This is a genomic window from Granulicella sp. dw_53 (genome assembly GCF_018449545.1).
Taxonomy (GTDB): Bacteria; Acidobacteriota; Terriglobia; order Terriglobales; family Acidobacteriaceae; genus Edaphobacter.
In genome coordinates, this window is record NZ_JAAVUR010000002.1 from 555,500 (window position 1) to 573,561 (window position 18,062).

An 18,062-nucleotide genomic window follows, 5' to 3' on the forward strand; every position below is an offset into this window, starting at 1 on the left:
GTCGCAGCGGCTTCAACACAAGTCTCTTTGCCGACGTGCAGGGTGACCAGTGCTTGGACGGTGCCTGCTTCCAAGCCAAGGTTACGGCGCACATCGACCGCGAGGTTGCCGCGCGGCCGGAGCTTGTCACCATCGAGACCGCATGGCGTTCGCCCAAGGAACAGCGTCCCGGCGCCCTCAACAAGAACCAGTACCGCGAACTTGCGGAACCCGACAACCCCGACGCCGAGCCGCCGTACCCCAGCGCTAAATCCGCCATCGTCGTCTTCGGCAAGCATCTTGGACGCACGGTGACGGTCTGTCTGGACGACGAGTGCCCGGTACATACCAACCATGTCCCGAGCGTGTCTGTTGCCCCGCCGCCACCATCGATGCCAGCCGCTTCCGAAGAGGAGACGGAGGAAGAGACCGCGCAGCGCGAGGCTGACCATGAACAACGCATGGCCGAATATCAAGCCGAGCAAGACCGCCAAGCCGCCGAACGAAAAGCCGAGTTCAAGCGCCAACAGAAGAAGTATGAAGAGGAGACCAGACGACGCGAGAAGGCGCACAAAGCCCGTCTCGCCACCCTGGAACGCATCGTGGCACATGCACCCGCCTCGTTCGACGCCGCGCAGCTTCGCCTCTTCGTGGAACTGCTTTTGCACCTATCGCCCTATGGTCTCTTCGAGGAAGTGGCCGAGCACCTCGTCCAGGACCCCGACCACAACGATAAGACCGAGAATGAAATTCTCAGTGACGCATTAGTTGCCTGTGCCGATGACAAGCTGATGGGGTTTGTCCTTCGTCTCTTGCTCACTACACACACCGACTTTCCGCTTGGGGAGCAACCCGACCTGCTCGCTAAAGCAGAAGCCGTCTTCGCTCCACCCAAGCCCAAGGTCGTCAAAGCCAAACAGAAAGAGAACAAGAAGCCCGTTGCCGTCTCGACGCCCGCCAAGAAGAAAGCGAGCCGCAAGAAAGCAGCCTAACCTCCCTCCGCAGCAAGGCCCCGGATTCGTCCGGGGCTTTTGCGGACGCCGGGAGAACCCCCTTCGGTTTCTCCCGGACTCTCTCCCCGCCTGCCTTCCGCCTCCGCTCGCCGGCTGCGCGGCGGAGACGTTCCCCCTCCGCGCCTTCCCCTTGGAAGCGCTTCGCGCAGTCAAGCGCACTGCCCCTACAAGGCGTTTTCGATGGGACGAACCTGAAGGATCGCTGTCCCAGACCCGAAGTACCGTTTCTTCATCCAGAAGGCTACGTTGACCAAGCCGATCAGGGCGGGGACTTCGATCAACGGACCGACAACGCCGACGAACGCCTCGCCTGAGTTCAGACCGAAGACCGCCACGGCAACGGCAATTGCAAACTCGAAGTTGTTTCCGGCAGCCGTGAAGGAGAGCGTTGCGGATTGCGCGTAGTTCGCCCCTAACTTCTTGCCCATCCAGAAGCTCACAAGGAACATGATGAGAAAGTAGATGACCAGTGGCACCGCGATCTTCACCACATCGAGGGGCAATCGCACGATCAGGTCGCCCTTCAACGAGAACATGATCAGGATCGTGAAGAGCAAAGCAATGAGCGTGAGCGGGCTGATACGGGGGATAAAGCGGGTGCGATACCAGACTTCGCCCTTGAGTCGGATCAGAACGAATCGCGTGAGAATTCCGGCGACGAAGGGAATGCCAAGGTAGAGGCCGACACTTTGGGCAATCTGGCCGATGCCGATATGCACGACGCTTCCTTCCAGGCCAAACCACTTAGGCAGCACTGTCAGAAACGCCCAAGCGTAAAGGCTGTAGAAGAGCACCTGGAACACGCTGTTAATGGCCACAAGACCCGCAACGTAGTCAGTGTCTCCTTCGGCTAGTTCATTCCAGACTAGGACCATCGCGATACATCGGGCGATGCCGATCAGGATCAAACCACGCATGTACGCTGGTTCGCCCCGCAGAAAAGCGATGGCCAGGAGGAACATCAGGACCGGACCGATGATCCAATTCTGCGCGAGCGACAAGCCCAGGACACGCTTGTTGCGAAAGACCTCTCCCAGCTTCTCGTATCGAACCTTCGCCAGTGGCGGGAACATCATGATGATGAGCCCGATGGCAATCGGAATGTTCGTTGTACCCGTCTGAAAACGGTTGACGAAGCTCGCGGAAGATGGGACGAAGTGACCGATCGCAACACCGATCGCCATCGCGAGGAAGATCCAGAGTGTCAGGAAGCGATCGAGAAAAGAGAGCTTCTTACGGGCAGCCGGGGCGCAGATCTGCCCTTGAGTAAAGGGGGCGGTGGACATCAGCAGGTCTCGCAGGAAGATTCTTGAATCGTTGTCGGAAGTGGAGCGCCATCAAGGGATGCGTACTTCGAGGGAGAGCAACAGGCTTTCGTCAGTCGCGCACGATCCGCATTCATTGCCTTGTCTTCTTTGAGCCACCCAAGAGTCTGTTTGAGTATCTGCGCGGCTCCAAGGTGCGGAGGCGTCACGATCCGATAGTGCATCCACTTTCCTTCGCGCCGCGCAGCGACGATGCCCGCAGTGCGGAGATAAGCCAGATGTCTTGAAATCTTGGGCTGGGGTCCACCGAGAATCTCGACAAAGTAACAAACACAAACTTCCTGTTCGCCCATGAGGTTGAGGAGGCGCAGCCTGGTGTTGTCGCCAAGAGCCTGAAAGAACCGTTCGACATTGAATATCTGTTTCGCCATGACTTAACGTATACGCCTTGACGAATACGAAAGCAAGATATATAGTCGCCTAAGCGAATGTGAGGAGGCAGCATGTCAGAGCAACTCTTGGAATCGGTGAAGTCGAAGTACGGCGCGGTCGCACAAAGCACTCTCTGCAACGATCACGCCGGAGTTCAGGCGGTCGCGGAAGCGTTTGGATATACGGCAGAAGAATTGACCTCGATCCCCGCCGAAGCCAACATGGGACTCTCCTGCGGTAATCCGACTGCCACTGCCCACATCCGGGCGGGCGAAGTGGTCGTCGATCTCGGCTCGGGCGGTGGACTCGATGTGTTTCTCGCAGCGAGGATGGTCGGTCCATCTGGACGCGCCATTGGAATCGACATGACCACGGCCATGATCGAGCGCGCACGGACTAACGCCAGTGTCGGAGGCTACACCAACGTCGAGTTCTATCAATCCACCATCGATCAGATTCCCCTCCCGGACGCCTCCGTCGATTGCGTCATCTCCAACTGTGTCGTGAATCTCGCTCCCGACAAGCCTGCCGTCTTCCGTGAGATCGCTCGTATCCTCAAGCCGGGCGGAAGAGTCGCGATCAGTGATATCGCCCTCAAGCACGAACTCCCTGAAGCCGTTGCGCAAAGCATGGCCGCGTATGTGGGCTGCATTGCGGGAGCCATCAAGATCGATGACTACAAGAGCGGCCTGCTCGAAGCAGGCTTTGAGCACGTCCAGATCGTAGACAGCGGTGCAGATCTAAACGCCTATGCCAAGGTTGAAAACCAGGCGGCCTGTTGCTCCCCTGCGATGGACGCGGCGAATCCTCTCCAGATCATTGAATCCGCTTGCTGTACCCCAGCGTCGGGTGAGACTTCACTGCACGACGACCTCACGGCCCTTCTCTCGCAGTACGACGTGAACGCCGCTGCAGCGAGTGTGAAGGTCTATGCCATCAAGCCTCTGACAAGAGAGTCCTAAGGTTGCTGTAACCCCGACCTGTTCCGATGGAAACGAGTCTGGAAGGAAACATATGAAAACGATAATCTTTGCCTGCGTCCACAACGCTGGCCGCTCTCAGATGGCGGCGGCTTTCTTCAACCAGTTCGCCGACCCTGCGAAGGCAAGAGCCATATCCGCAGGAACGGAACCGGGATTGAGAGTGCATCCGGAGGTTCTGTCCGTTATGCACGAAGTCGGGATTGACCTTAGCAACGCGACGCCTCAGAAACTAACGCAGGAACTTACGGAAGGTGCCTCACTGCTGATCACGATGGGCTGCGGCGACAAGTGCCCCTACGTCCCTGGCTTGCGCCGAGACGACTGGCCGCTCCCTGATCCCAAGGGTCTGCCTGCGGACGAAGTGCGCGGCATCCGTGATGACATCATGGGCAGAGTCAAGAATTTGATCGAGACCGAGGGAGCAGGGAAAATTAACTAGGCTCGGATACCCTGGCTCGTGCAGGCATAGTACGCCACGACACCGAAGAAAATCGCCACTGCCGCGACCGGATGCAGTAACCACCCGAGCACACCAGCCAAGATATAGAGTAGGACCCCTATGGCTGGACGTACCAGTTGGGTTGCGAACATGCTCGGCGGTACGCCGGGTTTTACGAGCTCGGGGTGACGATGCAAGTAAGAAAATGCCGGCAACCATGCCGCCGACATGAGCCCAGCAATGAGCGCGTAAAGAACTACAGCGGCCTTTTGATCTACAAGATTGCCATCTACGAAGGCGCTCGCCAACACACCCGTCGGAAACGGGATCAACGCTACTGTTCCGAGAATACCGAGATTAATCCAATTCATAGCCAGGTCTATCTTGCGAAGGCGCTCAAAGAGATAGTGGTGATTGCACCAAATAACTCCCACGTTGATAAAAGCCACAGCATAAGCAAGATAAGAGGGCCATTCCTTTAGCAACTCCCCTGCCAATCTTCCCGGCGTGGCGCTGGGGCGGTGAATCTCAATGACGAGCAGAGTAATAATGATGGAAAAAGCACCGTCGCTGAGTGCTTCCAGGCGAGTAGGCCCGGCAAGATTCGGCTCTTGGTCCTTTGGTACCTCGGCCTCATTTTCAGCGGTTCCAGCATTCGAGACCTGAAGATCTGAAGGAGAGAAGGCGGCCTTCCTCTGTAGAAACGCTCGAAGATCTCGTTGCATGGTCATTCTGTCCTTGTCGCGCGAAAGAATCGGCTTTGTAACAGACCGTATTAACGCTCAGTCGGATGGGAACTCCGGTTCTTGCTCTCGAATTCGGTTCTACATCCATCCACATGCCGAGGACGATGGTTTGGCCCAATGGAATAGATGAGAGAGCTGGCTCACGTCTGCTGGGAGTGTTCATAGTTTTCATCGAAGAGGTCAGTGCACTGTGCTTGTTGATGCGACAAGTCGTGCGTAGGCCCTGTCCGGCGTTTCGATACACAAGGTCGAGTTGAAGATTATGCGGCTCAGCCGGCATTCCGAAATGTGAGGTTGTAGCGAATTCGACCGAGACGCGGATGTTCACCAACCTTCAACGTCGCAATGCGTGATAGCGCAATCTAGCGGGGCCTCCCCACACGAGTACATCTCCATGTATGACCTGGATGCGTTGTGTTTTGTCCCGGCGTTCCAAACCGCCAAAGAGGAAGGTCGCGGGCAGTCCTAACGAAACGGAGACGATAGGCTGCGTGAAATCACTCTCGTTCTTGTCTTGATGCAACGACAGTCTCGTACCGGGTTCATAGCGATTGATGAGACACGCATCCGGGACGAAGTTCGGAAAGCCTGCCTCTCTTGCGGCGCTTACTGCGAGCTCTCGAAATGCCGTGGGCATGGTCGCCCAGGGGCGATTCACCTCTGGGTCGATCCCGTCGTATCGATAGCCGGTTCGGTCCGTTACCCATCCGAGCGAGCCACAGTTCGACATGGCAACTGACATACGGAATCCACTCGGCGTCACCATATTGCGGAACGGCGACCGGACGACGACACCTTTGAGGGAAGCAAGCACCTCCTCTTCGACATCAAGCGCAAGCCCGGCAAGTATCGCGGTGCCGGCACCGAGGATATCTCTCGGTAGCGGTGCAAGTGGCTCCATGTCAAAAAAAGCGATGTGTTCATGACTTCCTCTAGTTGGCATCGTGAAAGATGATTCCAAGGGTATGACGCTCTCCTGAGCGCAAGCGGCTGACGCCGTGACGGAGGTTGACGCGATAAATACCCCGCGTGCCCTGCACGGGCCGGTGGTGAACCGCGAAGGCCACGGCGTCCCCCTGGCGAAGCGGAACGACCTCAGGTCGCGATTGCATACGAGGCCGTTGCTCCGTGAGCACGAATTCGCCCCCGGTGAAATCTCGCTGCGGCTCGGAAAGCAGGATTGCTACTTGAATCGGAAAGACGTGCTCTCCATAGAGGTCCTGGTGGAGGCAGTTGTAGTCGTCGGGGCCGTATTGCAAGAGCAGTGGGGTGGGTCGAGATTGCCCTGCGTCGTGGCATCGCTGGACAAAATCGGCGTGGTTTTCTGGATAGCGCACCTCGATTCCCATAGCATCGTTCCAGCGATTCGCGACTGGAGCGAGTTGAGGATAGAGCGCCGTGCGAAGACCATGAATGATAGGCACGAGCGGGTAGCTGAAGTATTTGTATTCGCCCCGTCCGAAGCCGTGCCGTCCCATGATGACGCGACTGCGGAAGATTGACTCCTCCGGATAGAGAGAAGCGACCGCCTTGCACTCGTCTGCGGAGAGCACGCTCGGCAGCAGGGCGCTTCCTTGCTCATCGAGGTCTTTCCTAATCTGACCCCAATCGAACGCATGGACGCGTGTGACAGCTCCTTCGGACGGAATGGAGCCTGCGCTGGTTTCCCTGGCTACTTGAGCTTCATCTGCGAATAAGGTATTCATGCGTGTGCCTCTCGATCCAACAGTGCTCGTTTGCGCTCCACGCCCCAGCGATACCCGGAGAGCGCTCCATCGTTTCTGATGACACGATGGCAAGGGATTGCGACGGCCAGCGTGTTCGCTCCGCACGCCTGTGCGACTGCTCGTACGGCCTTCGGCATACCGATAGCCTTTGCAACATCCGCATAGCTGGCAGTCGTACCAACCCGGATTTGCTGCAATGCCTTCCAAACCCTTTGTTGAAACGCTGTACCGCGAATATCTAAAGGCAGGTCGAGTCCGACGCCCGGCCTTTCGATAAGGCCAATCGCCTTGGCGACTAAATCCTCGTAGCCACTCTCGTCGCCGACGAGCTCTGCCTTGGGAAATTGGTCTTGCAGATCGCGTACCAGCAGAAGCGGGTCATCACCCATGAAGACGGCACAAACGCCACGCTCGCTCTTGGCTAACAGGATGGAGCCGAGGGAGCACTCCGCGATCGCGAAGTGAATCACGGTGTTTGCGCCGCCGTCCCGGAAGCTGGTTGGCGTCATCCCGAGAACCTCGTTCGCGCTCTCGTAGAAACGGCTGTTGGAGTTGAACCCAGCATCGTAGATCGCGTCCGTTACCGACTGACTCTTCCCAAGGGTCTTACGGACACGCTTCGCTCTGTGCGCGGCGCCGTAGCCGCTCGGGGTGAGGCCAGTGATCGCCTTGAACGTGCGATGCAGATGAAAGACACTCATCCCCGCGTGCTTCGCAAGCTTCTCAAGAGAAGGAGTCTCCCCGGAGCGCTCGATGAGACGGCAGACCTTCTCGATCTTGGCCGTGTTGGCCTCAGTCAGCGAGAGTCCAGCCGGCTTGCATCGTCTGCAGGCCCGGAACCCTGCTTTCTCCGCCGCCGAGGTCGTCGTATAAAAGCGGACGTTTTCTGGGCGCGCGAGGCGAGCGGCACAGGACGGACGGCAGTACACTCCCGTTGTCTTCACCGAATAGAAGAATTTCCCATCCGATTCCTTGTCCCTCGCTACGAGCAGCAGCCAGCGAGGATCGCTGGTGGTCTCAGCGGCGTGTTTCTCGATTTCCATCTGCCTGTTCATTGCAACTCCTTCAAATCTTACTTCTCAACCTTAGCGAGATGCCTCAGCGACAACACTCCGAATCTTGCTTTCAAATTCAAAGGATAGGATCACGATTGGAGACCTCGTGACCAAGCCCTCTACACCCAACGAATTGAAGCTATCGACAGAGCAACGACCATTCCACGCGGCGACACGGCATCTCGCTTCCAAGGACGCGGACTGGAGACAACTCATTAGACAAGTCGGGCCGTGTACGCACCTTCCTAAGCCGGCTCGGGAGCCGTACGAGGCCTTAATACGCGCCACTGCATATCAACAACTGCATGCCAAGGCGGGCGACGCAATCCTCACCAAGTTCATAGCACTGTTCGGCGGGCAGGCGTTCCCGACTCCCGACCGCATTCTGGCAACGGATTTCGACTCGCTTCGAGCGTGCGGATTCTCAGGGAGGAAGATCGAGACAATTCACGAGATCGCGTCGGGCTCCCTGAGTGGCCTGGTACCAGGCCGGAAGGTCGCGGACGAGATGTCTGACGAAGACCTCATCGCAAGACTGGTGACTCTCAAAGGGATTGGTCGATGGACCGTTGAAATGTTCCTGATCTACACCCTGGAGCGGATGGATGTATTACCAGCGGATGACTTTGGAGTCAGAGAAGGACATCGGCGATTGAAATCGCTACCCAGAACGCTTTCTGCGAAGGAAATCGCGGGAGAAGGGCTGCGGTGGAGTCCCCATCGAACCATTGCCGCGTGGTATCTCTGGCGCGTACCACGCGACGGGTCTACGAAAGGTTGAGTTGCTTCTGAGATGTTATGTTGGCTGCTTCTAATTCCAGCAGCCAACGCATCCGTTCGAGGCCACCAGCATAGCCCGTGAGGCCTCCGTTGCTACCGACGATACGGTGGCACGGGATGATAATGCTGATCGGGTTCCTGCTGTTCGCAAGTCCCACGACACGGATGGCTAGGCGATTCCCTAACGAATCCGCGACCTCTCCGTAAGAGCGCGTCTTCCCATACGGGATTGTCTGCAGCAGGTTCCACACCGATTGCTGGAAGGTCGTTCCGTGTAGCGCGATCGGCAAGTCGAAGTGAGTGCGCTTGCGTTCAGAATGCCCAATGGGGACTCCATCAAGAAATGCTCAATCATTGGCATTGTGCCTTCCTTCCAGCGACGGGCTTGCCCGCGCGAATATTGGTTGCTACGACCTTTGCGATCCGCGTCGCCACACTCAGCGGTTCTTCGTGTGACCAGAATCGAAGAACGGTCCAACCTTCCAAACGAAGCTGTTCTGTCGTGTCCTCGTCTCGGCTCTTGTTTCCCTGGATCTTCGTTGCCCAATAGCCCGCATTTGTCTTGGGTGGCGCATGATGTTCCGGACATCGACGCCAGAAGCAGCCGTCGACGAAAACCGCGATCCTCGCATTTCGAAAGACCAGGTCGGCAGTTCTCCTGAGGTCTCGTAGTGGCCGCGCCGAAACGCGATAGCGCATCCCTAACGCATGTACGGCTGACCTCACAGCGATCTCAGGTTTTGTGTCTCTGGACTTGTTCCCCTGCATCACTCGACGTACAACTGGCGTACTGGCCCACGAGCCCTTAGGCACTTGAGCTGGAACGACGGCACCGTCGGGATTCCTTGATGCGTTCCTGTTTAACATCGCCTCCTCATTTCGCTTCTGTTTCAAGCGTTCTCAGAAGGTAGCAACTTCAATCCTTCATCTCACTCCGTTCCTTGCTTCCGAATTCCAATCTTCTTGAGCGAAGTCCGTCCTCGAATTTGAAGGCAAGATACAGAGTGTCTCTCCACATACATCGGAATAACTTTCGAGATGCAGAGGCGACCGCCATGCTGGCCTTCGCCAACATCCACTGCATATGGAGAACACTATGTCGAAAGAACAAGAGAATAAAACCATCGTAGGTCGTTGGTTCACCAGCTTCTGGGGACCCACATGCGACCTCAGCATCGTTGACGAGCTCGCCGCACCGGACATGCTCTTGCAGTATTCGTTGCACGAGCCCCGTCGCGGACACGCGGACATCAAAGCGTTCATGACTGATTTCCGCGCCGCATTCCCAGACCTCAGCTTCGGCGGAGCGGCAGACCTCATCGCCGAAGGCGACTATGTCGTTGGCCGCTGGGTCGGTGGCGGCACGCACGGCGGTCCGGCATTCTCCGACTTTCTGGCTGGGTCGTTACCGGCTGCGACGGGTCGCAAGATGCACTTCACCGGAACCACGGTGCTGCGTCTGGAGAACGGCAAGATCGTCGAAGAGATTGGACTCGACGATGGTGTTACCGCGCTCACGCAGCTCCGCCTTATTCGAGTTGTCTAACAAATAGCGGCGGCCGTTGGCCAGACGGTTGCCGCTTACACCATCTATCGCGCTTTAATTCGGAGCCTTTGAAAACACAAGTCTGCTCGGGCATGTCAGTTGTTGGAAAATCGCCAACGAGCGTTTCGCGTAGGAAGTCGGGCTGGAAACGTGAATCTGCCTGCAATTACTACTCGACGAGCGCAGGTGCCATACCGTGCAGAATGCGGTCGGCATGTTTCACGATGTCCACATGTCCATAACGACTTTCGATCATGTGAACCGAAGTTCCCATCTGATCGGCGAGGAGATACGCGTCGACTCCCTGATCCAACCGGAATGTAGCGTAGGAATGTCGGAAGCAATAAATCGTACGCGGCTCGCCGTGCATGCCCTCACGCAGACCCGCCCTCTTCAGAAGGTCTGCAACCAACGAGTTATAGAGAGTTTTCGCGGGCTTGCCGGTGATGCTCGTAAAGACCACATCGATCGATTCTGTAGCTTTCGAGAGGATGCGGATTCGCTCCAGATAATCTCCGACGGTCTTAGGTGCAACCACCTTTCGTGACTTTCCCTTGCCCTGGACAAACAACACGACAAGATCCCGCCCTTCGCAATCTTTCGCAGCCATAATGTCGCGCCAGCGCAGATTCCTCAATTCGGCAGGCCGCAGTCCAGTATTACAAGCGATCAAGATCATATGATAGGCAACCGTTCGATGCCAGATGCTCGAAGGATTATCGGCCTCCGCGATCCAATCGCTCCCGACAGAATTCAGATTGCGGTATTCCATCGCTGTGAACGCGTCGCGACGCACGGTTTTGACCTTCGGACGATTGTCAAAACGCTGATTGGAGGAAACGTAGTTTTTCTTGATAGCGTACTTCATCACCGCGCCGAAGATGGACATCTCGATGCGAATGGTCGAATCGCTGATGATGGGGATTATTCGATCTTTGGAGGGTTTTACTTCAATCGGCCTTAGCCGGGCGCCCAGGGTCCGCCGAACCTTGGTGCGTCGCTCGGCTTCTCGGTCCGCGAAAGCTTGCGCCATACCGTCGGTGATTTCCCGGACGCCGTTGCACTTGATGCGCCCTGCGCCTTCGTACCGCCGCCATGCCGGATAGCCGCCCCAAAACTCGTCTCCGATAAGGTGGACATGGGTCGAACCTACATATCGGTCTAATGCCCCTTCGATGATTGCGCGGACTTTGCTGTGTCGCGCTGTACTGATCTCTCCTCGTAGCGCGCGCGCCTCCTGGGCGACGAGATACTTTCGGCCCACCTCGCGGAAGAGGGGCGTAAACATAGGAATGTCATACTTCATGCGAAGTCGAATGTCCGCGTCGTGTTCTAGCGCTCGCTCTCGTGCTACATCGATATCTGGAGTCTCAAGCGAAACCGTCTTGTAGCGATCCGCGTTGGGTATCTTCATGCGGCAGGACCACATTCGATGCTTGACGTCACCACGTCGGAAAATGATTAGACCAGGTTTAAGTTCTTCTTTGTCGGTAACAAACATCATCTTCGTTCAACATGTTGCCTTGTAGACTACTTCCCGGAGAAATCCGTTCCGCAGGAGCCGTTCCCGATGGGTGCGGGTCAGTTCCTTCGACCGAAACACACGGCGGCCCTTCGTCTGGAGCGCACGAAGTGCGGTGAGGGATTCCGCAAGCTTTTCGTTTGGTTTCGGCATTTTTTGCCTCGCGGGGACGACGCACAAGCTCCTCGTGCTGTGCGGATACAAGCATATTACGTCGTATACGTACGAGCAAATAGCGTCGCGTGCCTACAAGCGTAAAGCGTCGAACCAAACAATAATTTGGGCAGAGGTCTCCCCAATGGAATGGGGCGGAGGTCGTGGGTTCGGTCTGGGTTTGCCCATTCAATCAGACTGATGAAAGCGCACTCGTAACCGGCTTTCGCGGCAGCGGTGCTGGAAGAGCAATTTTACAATAATGAGCAATATAAGGCCCATAAAATGCGTATTTTGTGTATCATATTGCTTGTTATGGGGAAGATAACACCATCGCTCGTGCCACGGGTTTCCCGCTTGCTCGACGGGGTCGGCGCTCATTTAAAGCTCGCGCGGCTCCGACGCAAATATTCGGCGGAGACCGTGGCGCAACGCGCAGGAATCACGAGGCGCACCCTATCTAAGGTGGAGCAGGGAGACCCGGCGGTTGCGCTGGGCGTATACGCGCGGGTGATGCAGGTATTGAGGTTGGAAGACGATCTGGCGCTGCTGGCCAAGGACGATGAACTGGGTCGAAAGCTGCAAGATGCCGGAATCACTGCCAAACTTAGAGCCCCTAAACGCCTCGCAGTCGCGAGGAATGAGATCGCACTCGATCAAGCAGAAGGAAGTAGCTGATGGCTGCCATAGATGCAGTCGAGGTCTATCTGGATGCAGACGAAACAGCCGAGCCAGATCTGATGGGAACACTCCACTGTCAGCGGAGCGGCAAGGGGGAACTTTTCTCTTTCAAGTATGCCAAGGCGTGGCTTGATCAGCCGGAAGCGTTTGCCTTTGACCCTGACCTCACACTCGGCGAAGGTCATCAGTATCCTTCGGCGGATCGATCCAACTTCGGCATCTTTACCGATTCGTCCCCGGACCGCTGGGGACGCGTACTGATGCAGCGCCGGGAAAATGCGCGTGCGCGTCATGAAGGAGTTCGTCCACGGACGCTGACGGAGTGGGATTTCCTGTTGGGCGTCCACGACGAAACGCGACTCGGCGCACTGCGATTCAAACGGCCAGGCGGCCCGTACGTCGATAGCGATACAAGATTCGCCGCGCCGCCTCTGACATCGCTGCGGGAGTTGCAAGCGGCGAGCCTTCAGTTTGAGCGGCACTTGAACGACGAGGAACATCCCGACTACGCGAAGTGGCTCGCTCAACTTATCGCCCCTGGGAGCTCTCTCGGAGGAGCGCGTCCCAAGGCTTCCGTCCGAGATGAAAAGGGAGCCCTCTGCATAGCCAAGTTCCCGAGCCGCCAAGACACGCGAGACATCGGAGCTTGGGAGCTGGTGGCCCATTCACTCGCACGTAAATCGGGCATTCAGGTTCCGGATGCCAGACCACTCCATTACGCTGAGAGTGCATTCACGACCTTTCTCGTTAAAAGGTTTGACCGCACGGCTAAAGGAGGGCGTGTCGCTTTTGTCTCGGCAATGACTTTCACACAGAGGAAGGACGGGGAAGCAGGAGCGAGCTACCTGGAGCTAGTTGACCTCCTGCAATCCGGAGGTGCCAACACCCATGCCGATTGTGAGCAACTGTTCCGTCGAGTTCTCTTGAACATTCGCATTCACAATACAGACGACCATCTCCGCAACCACGGTTTCTTCGTCGATGCACAGGGGATTCGTCTTTCCCCGGCCTATGACATCAATCCCTCCGTCGATCGCGATGAGCTTTCGCTTGCCATCGACGAAACAGAGAGCGCTTGTGATATTTCCGTCGCCATGAATGCCTACAAGACCTACGGGATCTCCTCCGCTCAGGCGGACGCAGCGCTAAAGTCTGTTGAAGCGGCTGTGGCGGGATGGAGAACAGAGGCTGCCAGGTTCAGAATTTCCAGAGCGGAGCAGGACTTTATGGCAGCCGCGTTCGAATAGAGCTACTTCCGCGCCACATGCTCCCGCTAAGGGAATACGATCGCTTCGATACTGGCGAGAATGCCCGCCGGCTCCTGCATGAGCTGCGGTGTTGCGGATCAAGCGCGACCGAGCACCGATCGGAGCGTGGCTCGATGCACTTGACTCCCGAGCACCCAAGAACGTCATTGTCGTCGCCATGGCCAACAAGCTCGCACGCATCGCCTGGGCTGTGCTCTCCAGCGGCAACGACTACAGACCCGTCGCCGCGTAACGGAGCGGAAAAGACGCCTGCGGCTTGGAAGCGTTGACGCGCTCCCACTTTCCCGCACTACCACGACGACTAAAATTTCCCCACCGAAGTCTGCACAGGAGCAGCAAGGACGAAAAAACAGTCACAACGGCGTGTCCGCAGCCTGGTACTGAGAATGGTCTTCAACGACCGACCGCCTTAGAAGGACAGACACGCGCGCAACTCATCATGGCCAGGAGACCATCTCCACCAAAAGCGCTGAATACATTTGCGCAGACTTGTCTTCTCGACCAAACTTCCCCTTGCAGTCCCGCGGCGGACCATATATTCCCAGTAGTTATCGGGTCTCATTGAACACGTTCGCCGAGATGCACTCACCGAAACCCGCTATCCGACGGGATCAGTGTCTGGGACCTGCGTCTGTCTGAGAGGCCCGGGCCAGTGCTTGCGTGTCGATATACTCCCGGATACCCTTCAGTTTGCCATTCTGAAGGGTAATGTCGAAGACCCAGTGGTCCTCGAAGGGCTTATCCGTCGCTTTGATCTTCCCCACAGCCACGCCGATGGCCAGCACCCGATCTCCTTGCGCCACAAATTCGGGAGGCTTTGGGTATGTCATTTCCACTTCTTCGGAAGCCTTCCGAAGCGTTCTCGCAACTCCCGCGTGCCCACGGTGCGTGCCGGCCAGCGGCCAGTCTTCGCCCGGAATGATCCACTCGATGTCTTCCGCAACCAGCGAGAGCAGGGCCTGCTTGTCGCCGCTGCCCATTGCCGCAAAGAAATCTTTCACAACCTTTACATTCTGTTCGGTGCTCATCGAATCTTTCCTTTCCTTCCTCAAGCGAGTCCGATTGAATGGGACATTCCGCAATCATCTCTCTCGAACCCAAGCCCACGGTCGCAAAACCGACTACTGCTGCTTCTTAAAAACATTCTGAAATATGAGCTGACCCCAAGTGCGGCCTCGTGCATGCACCAGCCATCCGCTCTCGTCCAGCTTTCCCAGCTTGACGGGTGCGAACCCGAGTTGTTTGGCCAGGGCTGCCACGGGAGCAACCGCGTCCTCATCGTCGCTCGAAAGGAAGACAACCCGATGACCACCGTCGATGACCGGATCGATAGCCAGCGTGGCCGCAACCAAATGATTGAATCCTTTTACAAGCTTGGCGCCGGGGAATGACTTCGCGACGAAGGCGGAGGACGGGAGACCATCGAGCTCCTCTAGCGGGACAGGGAACGAGTTCATCGCGTCGATGACCGTCTTGCCTTCCCAGCTCGGCAAGACCTTCGCAATCTCGCGATGCTCACCGAAAGGGACCGCCAGGATGATGGTGTCGGCCTCGAGCGCATTCTGCAGCGACTTGGCAACGACGGTTGGTCCAATCGCCCGAGCCTGCGGGGCTAAATCCTCGGACGGCCGACGGCTTGCGACGGTCACTGCGATGTTGTTACGCGCGAAGGCGTGGGCGAGGGCCTGGCCTATCTTGCCGAATCCAACAATTGCGTAGCTCATATTTTTCTCCGATACCTGTTGGTGTTGCTTTCCCACGGATCGAATCCCGGTGAATGCGTTAGCGACCATCCACTCACCGGGGCCCGCCGATCTCAAACGGCCGTCATGCCGCCATCAACGAACAACTCCACGCCGTTCACGTAACTGGCGTCGTCAGAAGCAAGAAACACTGCAACCGTCGCGATTTCGTCAGGTTGACCCATCTTGCCGCGTGGGATGAGAGATTCGAAAAACTCCCTTGCTTCCTTGGTGAGGACTTCTTCCTGCATCGGTGAGGTAACAGCTCCCGGGACCAAGAGGTTCACCCGGATTTTCCTGTCTTTCAGCTCATTGACCCATGTGCGTGCGAAGGAGCGCAGCGCCAACTTGCTCGCGGCATATACACCGAAACCCGCGAAGCCCTTTGCCGAAGCATTGGACCCGGTCATGATGATCGACCCGCCGTCGCTGAACAGCGGCAACGCCTTCTGGACTGTGAACAACGTGCCGCGCACATTCAGGTCGAAGGCTACATCGAAGTGCTCCTCGGTAATCTGACCCAGTGGCAGCGGCTCGCCCTTGCCGGCGCTCGCGAACAGGATGTCGATCTTGCCTTTCTCCCGCTTCACCGTATCGAACAGGCGGTCCAGATCGTCCAGACTGGCTGCGTCACCGCGCACGCCGGTGACGTTCCGGCCAATCGCCTTGACGGCCTCATCGAGCTGCTCTTGCCTGCGGCCGGTGATGAAAACATAGGCGCCTTCTTCGACGAAGCGCTTGGCGCTTGCTAGCGCCATACCGCTCGATCCACCCGTGATTACTGCAACTTTCCCTTCAAGCTTTCCCATGATTTTTCCTTTGATAAATGTTTTAATTTCGTTCGATAAGGTTTTTTCGCGGTGGTCTGGCAGGTCAGCCACCTTGGTGATTCGGCGCAATGTCAGACGGCCGAGAAGCCGCCGTCGACAGCGAAATCCATTCCATTCACGTAGCTCGAATCGTCTGAAGCAAGAAACAGGGCTGCCGCCGCAATCTCCTCAGGACGACCCATCTTTCCGCGGGGGATCAGGGACTCGAACATCTCCCTCGTTGCCCGGTCGAGACGCTGGGAGTCTGGCGTGTCGACCTGCCCCGGACTCAACACGTTCACGCGGATTTTTCTGGCCTTCAGTTCGTTCAGCCACGTACGTGCAAAGGAGCGCAATGCCGCCTTACTCGCCGCATACACGCTGAAACCAGGGAAACCTTTTACGGATGCAACGGACCCGGTCAAGATGATCGAGCCGCCGTCGTTGATCAGCGGCAACGCCTTCTGAGTTGTAAACAAAGTTCCGCGGACTATCAGGCCGAACTCCCGATCAAAATGCTGCTCAGTAATCTCGCCCAGCACAGCTGCTTCGCCCTTACCTGCACTCGCAAATAGAATGTCGATTTTGCCCTTCTGCTTCTTCACCGTCTCGAACAGCTGGTCGAGGTCGTCGAGATTCGCCGCATCACCAAGCACGCCAGTCGCGTTCCGCCCAATCAGCTTGACGGCCTCATCGAGCGCCTCCTGCCTGCGGCCTGTGATGAATACGTAGGCACCTTCCTCCACGAAGCGCTTGGCGCTTTCCAGCGCTAAACCGCTCGATCCGCCCGTGATGACTGCAACCTTACCTTCAAGCTTTCCCATACTTGCTCCTTTATGTGCCGTGTAACATCCGATACACAGGAGTAGATTCCTCTTGCGGTGGACGAGAACTGCTCAGGAGTCCAAACCTTTTGTCTATTCGTCCACACAGGGAGGCTGCATTGGACCCGATATCAGATGTCTTCCGAACGCTCCACGTCACCGCTTTCGGTCTGCACAGGCTGGAGGCCACAGCACCGTGGGGCGTGAGACAGGAAAATGAGGCCGAAGAAAAAGCCACGCTTTCCGGTAAAAAGATGCCACCCACAGATTTGGCGCACTTCGCCATGCTCTCGCGCGGCAACTGCTGGCTCAGTGTGGAAGGGATTCCGGAGCCGATTCCCCTGACCGGTGGTGATTGCTTCTTGCTGGCTAAGGGCACTTCGATTGTTTTGCGCGACAGCCCGCGAACACGTCCCAAGTGGACTTTCCGCGAGATCGGTGCCATGGCCAACGGCAATGTCGCTCTTTGTGGAGGTGGTGGTGCACCGACGACAATCGTCTGTGGGTCCTTGAGTTTCGATCGCGCCAGTCTGAAGCCGATCTCGCAGTTATTGCCCAGCTTCATTTTGATGAAGGCAGATGAAGCACGCACGCTCGCTCTTCACAACACAGTGCAGGCGATGGCGTCAGAGATGGCAGAACAGGCGCCGGGATCCGAAGTCGTCGCGACTCGACTGGCGGAGGTTCTGTTTATCCAGCTACTCCGGGCGCATATCGCGTCGAGACCGGAACGCAATAAAGGATGGCTTCGTGCGGTTTTCGATCCTCAAATCGGGACTGCCCTGACTGCCTTTCACGACAGTGTGGGTGCGCCATGGACAGTCGAGTCTCTGTCCGAAGCGGCGGGCGTGTCTCGCTCCGCATTCGCAGTGCGCTTCAAAGATCTGCTCGGACAAACACCGCTGGAATATGTAACCGAGTGGCGGATGCAGAAGGCGATGAAGTTACTCGAACAGCGTGACAAGAAGCTCGTCGACGTTGCCCGGTCGGTCGGTTACGAATCTGATGCGGCGTTCAGTAAGGCGTTCAAGCGAATTGTTGGAGCCAGTCCAGGGGGATACCTCAAACGCGGATTAGAAGACCACGATCAGTCCCGAT

22 protein-coding genes are annotated in these 18,062 nt (G+C 57.0%); 9 read left to right on the plus strand and 13 right to left on the minus strand.

What is annotated here, in order from left to right:
- Positions 1-53 precede the first annotated feature (53 nt).
- The gene (locus tag HB393_RS25095) at positions 54-971 is read left to right on the plus strand and encodes a hypothetical protein (RefSeq protein WP_255550803.1); all 918 of its coding nucleotides are present in this window, start codon (positions 54-56) and stop codon (positions 969-971) included.
- A gap of 185 nt (positions 972-1,156) precedes the next feature.
- On the opposite strand, the gene arsB is transcribed toward HB393_RS25095, so the two are convergent.
- Both arsB and HB393_RS05275 read right to left on the minus strand, forming a co-directional pair.
- Positions 1,157-2,278 carry an ACR3 family arsenite efflux transporter gene (arsB, locus tag HB393_RS05270; RefSeq protein ID WP_213804075.1) on the minus strand — a complete coding sequence of 374 codons (1,122 nt, stop codon included), beginning with the start codon at positions 2,276-2,278 and terminating at the stop codon, positions 1,157-1,159.
- Positions 2,278-2,688: a metalloregulator ArsR/SmtB family transcription factor gene (locus HB393_RS05275; protein WP_213804076.1), complete on the minus strand. Its 411-nt coding sequence runs from the start codon at positions 2,686-2,688 to the stop codon at positions 2,278-2,280. Before HB393_RS05275 ends, arsB begins: the two co-directional genes overlap by 1 nt.
- Positions 2,689-2,760: 72 nt before the next feature.
- Between HB393_RS05275 and arsM the strand changes: the two genes are divergently transcribed.
- Together arsM and HB393_RS05285 are read left to right on the plus strand one after the other, a co-directional pair.
- A complete protein-coding gene (gene arsM, locus HB393_RS05280; protein ID WP_213804077.1) occupies positions 2,761-3,651 on the plus strand; it encodes an arsenite methyltransferase in 891 nt (296 codons plus the stop codon).
- Between the two features lie 52 nt (positions 3,652-3,703).
- Positions 3,704-4,111 (plus strand): arsenate reductase ArsC, encoded by a 408-nt coding sequence (locus tag HB393_RS05285; protein ID WP_213804078.1) that lies wholly within the window; start codon positions 3,704-3,706, stop codon positions 4,109-4,111.
- Here HB393_RS05285 and HB393_RS05290 read toward each other — a convergent pair.
- The 4 genes from HB393_RS05290 to ada all read right to left on the minus strand — a co-directional run bounded on the left by HB393_RS05290 (position 4,108) and on the right by ada (position 7,639).
- Positions 4,108-4,836: a TMEM175 family protein gene (locus HB393_RS05290; RefSeq protein ID WP_213804079.1), complete on the minus strand. Its 729-nt coding sequence runs from the start codon at positions 4,834-4,836 to the stop codon at positions 4,108-4,110. The two genes, HB393_RS05285 and HB393_RS05290, sit on opposite strands and share 4 nt — an antisense overlap.
- Positions 4,837-5,191: 355 nt before the next feature.
- Positions 5,192-5,818, minus strand: a complete 627-nt coding sequence (alkB, locus tag HB393_RS05295; protein ID WP_255550804.1) for a DNA oxidative demethylase AlkB — start codon at positions 5,816-5,818, stop codon at positions 5,192-5,194.
- The gene (locus tag HB393_RS05300) at positions 5,790-6,563 is read right to left on the minus strand and encodes a 2OG-Fe(II) oxygenase (RefSeq protein ID WP_213804080.1); all 774 of its coding nucleotides are present in this window, start codon (positions 6,561-6,563) and stop codon (positions 5,790-5,792) included. The genes alkB and HB393_RS05300 overlap by 29 nt, the downstream gene beginning before the upstream one ends.
- Positions 6,560-7,639 (minus strand): bifunctional DNA-binding transcriptional regulator/O6-methylguanine-DNA methyltransferase Ada, encoded by a 1,080-nt coding sequence (ada, locus tag HB393_RS05305; RefSeq protein ID WP_213804081.1) that lies wholly within the window; start codon positions 7,637-7,639, stop codon positions 6,560-6,562. Before ada ends, HB393_RS05300 begins: the two co-directional genes overlap by 4 nt.
- Positions 7,640-7,745: 106 nt before the next feature.
- On the opposite strand from ada, the gene HB393_RS05310 reads away from it, so the two are divergent.
- Positions 7,746-8,420: a DNA-3-methyladenine glycosylase gene (locus tag HB393_RS05310; RefSeq protein ID WP_213804082.1), complete on the plus strand. Its 675-nt coding sequence runs from the start codon at positions 7,746-7,748 to the stop codon at positions 8,418-8,420.
- On the opposite strand, the gene HB393_RS05315 is transcribed toward HB393_RS05310, so the two are convergent.
- A complete protein-coding gene (locus tag HB393_RS05315; protein WP_275951534.1) occupies positions 8,407-8,709 on the minus strand; it encodes a methylated-DNA--[protein]-cysteine S-methyltransferase in 303 nt (100 codons plus the stop codon). The genes HB393_RS05310 and HB393_RS05315 overlap by 14 nt on opposite strands.
- 61 nt (positions 8,710-8,770) lie before the next feature.
- Positions 8,771-9,286, minus strand: a complete 516-nt coding sequence (locus tag HB393_RS05320; protein WP_213804139.1) for a very short patch repair endonuclease — start codon at positions 9,284-9,286, stop codon at positions 8,771-8,773.
- Between the two features lie 229 nt (positions 9,287-9,515).
- Here HB393_RS05320 and HB393_RS05325 point away from each other — a divergent pair, with 229 nt between their 5' ends.
- The gene (locus HB393_RS05325) at positions 9,516-9,965 is read left to right on the plus strand and encodes an ester cyclase (protein ID WP_213804083.1); all 450 of its coding nucleotides are present in this window, start codon (positions 9,516-9,518) and stop codon (positions 9,963-9,965) included.
- Between the two features lie 169 nt (positions 9,966-10,134).
- Here HB393_RS05325 and HB393_RS05330 read toward each other — a convergent pair whose 3' ends face one another.
- Complete coding sequence (locus HB393_RS05330; protein ID WP_255550805.1) at positions 10,135-11,379, minus strand: site-specific integrase; 1,245 nt, start codon at positions 11,377-11,379, stop codon at positions 10,135-10,137.
- A gap of 576 nt (positions 11,380-11,955) precedes the next feature.
- Between HB393_RS05330 and HB393_RS05335 the strand changes: the two genes are divergently transcribed.
- The 3 genes from HB393_RS05335 to HB393_RS05345 all read left to right on the plus strand — a co-directional run bounded on the left by HB393_RS05335 (position 11,956) and on the right by HB393_RS05345 (position 13,821).
- Positions 11,956-12,318, plus strand: coding sequence for a helix-turn-helix transcriptional regulator (locus HB393_RS05335; RefSeq protein WP_255550831.1), 363 nt, complete (start codon positions 11,956-11,958; stop codon positions 12,316-12,318).
- Positions 12,318-13,568, plus strand: coding sequence for a HipA domain-containing protein (locus tag HB393_RS05340; protein WP_213804086.1), 1,251 nt, complete (start codon positions 12,318-12,320; stop codon positions 13,566-13,568). The genes HB393_RS05335 and HB393_RS05340 overlap by 1 nt, the downstream gene beginning before the upstream one ends.
- Before the next feature lie 88 nt (positions 13,569-13,656).
- Positions 13,657-13,821, plus strand: a complete 165-nt coding sequence (locus HB393_RS05345) for a hypothetical protein (protein WP_255550832.1) — start codon at positions 13,657-13,659, stop codon at positions 13,819-13,821.
- A gap of 379 nt (positions 13,822-14,200) precedes the next feature.
- Here the strand turns inward: HB393_RS05345 and HB393_RS05350 are convergent, their stop codons facing one another.
- The 4 genes from HB393_RS05350 to HB393_RS05365 all read right to left on the minus strand — a co-directional run bounded on the left by HB393_RS05350 (position 14,201) and on the right by HB393_RS05365 (position 16,964).
- The gene (locus HB393_RS05350; protein ID WP_213804087.1) at positions 14,201-14,617 is read right to left on the minus strand and encodes a nuclear transport factor 2 family protein; all 417 of its coding nucleotides are present in this window, start codon (positions 14,615-14,617) and stop codon (positions 14,201-14,203) included.
- A gap of 93 nt (positions 14,618-14,710) precedes the next feature.
- Entirely contained in the window at positions 14,711-15,382 is a 672-nt protein-coding gene (locus tag HB393_RS05355) for an NAD(P)-binding domain-containing protein (protein ID WP_213804088.1), read from the minus strand.
- Positions 15,383-15,405: 23 nt separating this feature from the next.
- The gene (locus HB393_RS05360; RefSeq protein ID WP_213804140.1) at positions 15,406-16,140 is read right to left on the minus strand and encodes an SDR family oxidoreductase; all 735 of its coding nucleotides are present in this window, start codon (positions 16,138-16,140) and stop codon (positions 15,406-15,408) included.
- A 92-nt stretch (positions 16,141-16,232) separates the two neighbouring features.
- A complete protein-coding gene (locus HB393_RS05365; protein WP_213804089.1) occupies positions 16,233-16,964 on the minus strand; it encodes an SDR family oxidoreductase in 732 nt (243 codons plus the stop codon).
- A 119-nt stretch (positions 16,965-17,083) separates the two neighbouring features.
- Here HB393_RS05365 and HB393_RS05370 point away from each other — a divergent pair.
- Positions 17,084-18,062 (plus strand): AraC family transcriptional regulator (locus HB393_RS05370; protein ID WP_213804090.1); only part of this gene is annotated, 979 nt, incomplete at its 3' end.

Bases quoted from the DNA above. Each gene is read 5' to 3' on its own strand.
- HB393_RS05325 (WP_213804083.1), top strand. From the start codon at position 9,516: ATGTCGAAAGAACAAGAGAATAAAACCATCGTAGGTCGTTGGTTCACC.
- HB393_RS05275 (WP_213804076.1), bottom strand. From the start codon at position 2,688: ATGGCGAAACAGATATTCAATGTCGAACGGTTCTTTCAGGCTCTTGGC.
- HB393_RS05355 (WP_213804088.1), bottom strand. From the start codon at position 15,382: ATGGTCGCTAACGCATTCACCGGGATTCGATCCGTGGGAAAGCAACAC.
- arsB (WP_213804075.1), bottom strand. From the start codon at position 2,278: ATGTCCACCGCCCCCTTTACTCAAGGGCAGATCTGCGCCCCGGCTGCC.
- HB393_RS05285 (WP_213804078.1), top strand. From the start codon at position 3,704: ATGAAAACGATAATCTTTGCCTGCGTCCACAACGCTGGCCGCTCTCAG.
- HB393_RS05300 (WP_213804080.1), bottom strand. From the start codon at position 6,563: ATGAATACCTTATTCGCAGATGAAGCTCAAGTAGCCAGGGAAACCAGC.
- HB393_RS05290 (WP_213804079.1), bottom strand. From the start codon at position 4,836: ATGCAACGAGATCTTCGAGCGTTTCTACAGAGGAAGGCCGCCTTCTCT.
- HB393_RS05350 (WP_213804087.1), bottom strand. From the start codon at position 14,617: ATGAGCACCGAACAGAATGTAAAGGTTGTGAAAGATTTCTTTGCGGCA.
- HB393_RS05360 (WP_213804140.1), bottom strand. From the start codon at position 16,140: ATGGGAAAGCTTGAAGGGAAAGTTGCAGTAATCACGGGTGGATCGAGC.
- HB393_RS05340 (WP_213804086.1), top strand. From the start codon at position 12,318: ATGGCTGCCATAGATGCAGTCGAGGTCTATCTGGATGCAGACGAAACA.
- ada (WP_213804081.1), bottom strand. From the start codon at position 7,639: ATGAACAGGCAGATGGAAATCGAGAAACACGCCGCTGAGACCACCAGC.
- HB393_RS05335 (WP_255550831.1), top strand. From the start codon at position 11,956: ATGGGGAAGATAACACCATCGCTCGTGCCACGGGTTTCCCGCTTGCTC.
- HB393_RS05320 (WP_213804139.1), bottom strand. From the start codon at position 9,286: ATGTTAAACAGGAACGCATCAAGGAATCCCGACGGTGCCGTCGTTCCA.
- HB393_RS05365 (WP_213804089.1), bottom strand. From the start codon at position 16,964: ATGGGAAAGCTTGAAGGTAAGGTTGCAGTCATCACGGGCGGATCGAGC.
- HB393_RS05330 (WP_255550805.1), bottom strand. From the start codon at position 11,379: ATGAAGATACCCAACGCGGATCGCTACAAGACGGTTTCGCTTGAGACT.
- arsM (WP_213804077.1), top strand. From the start codon at position 2,761: ATGTCAGAGCAACTCTTGGAATCGGTGAAGTCGAAGTACGGCGCGGTC.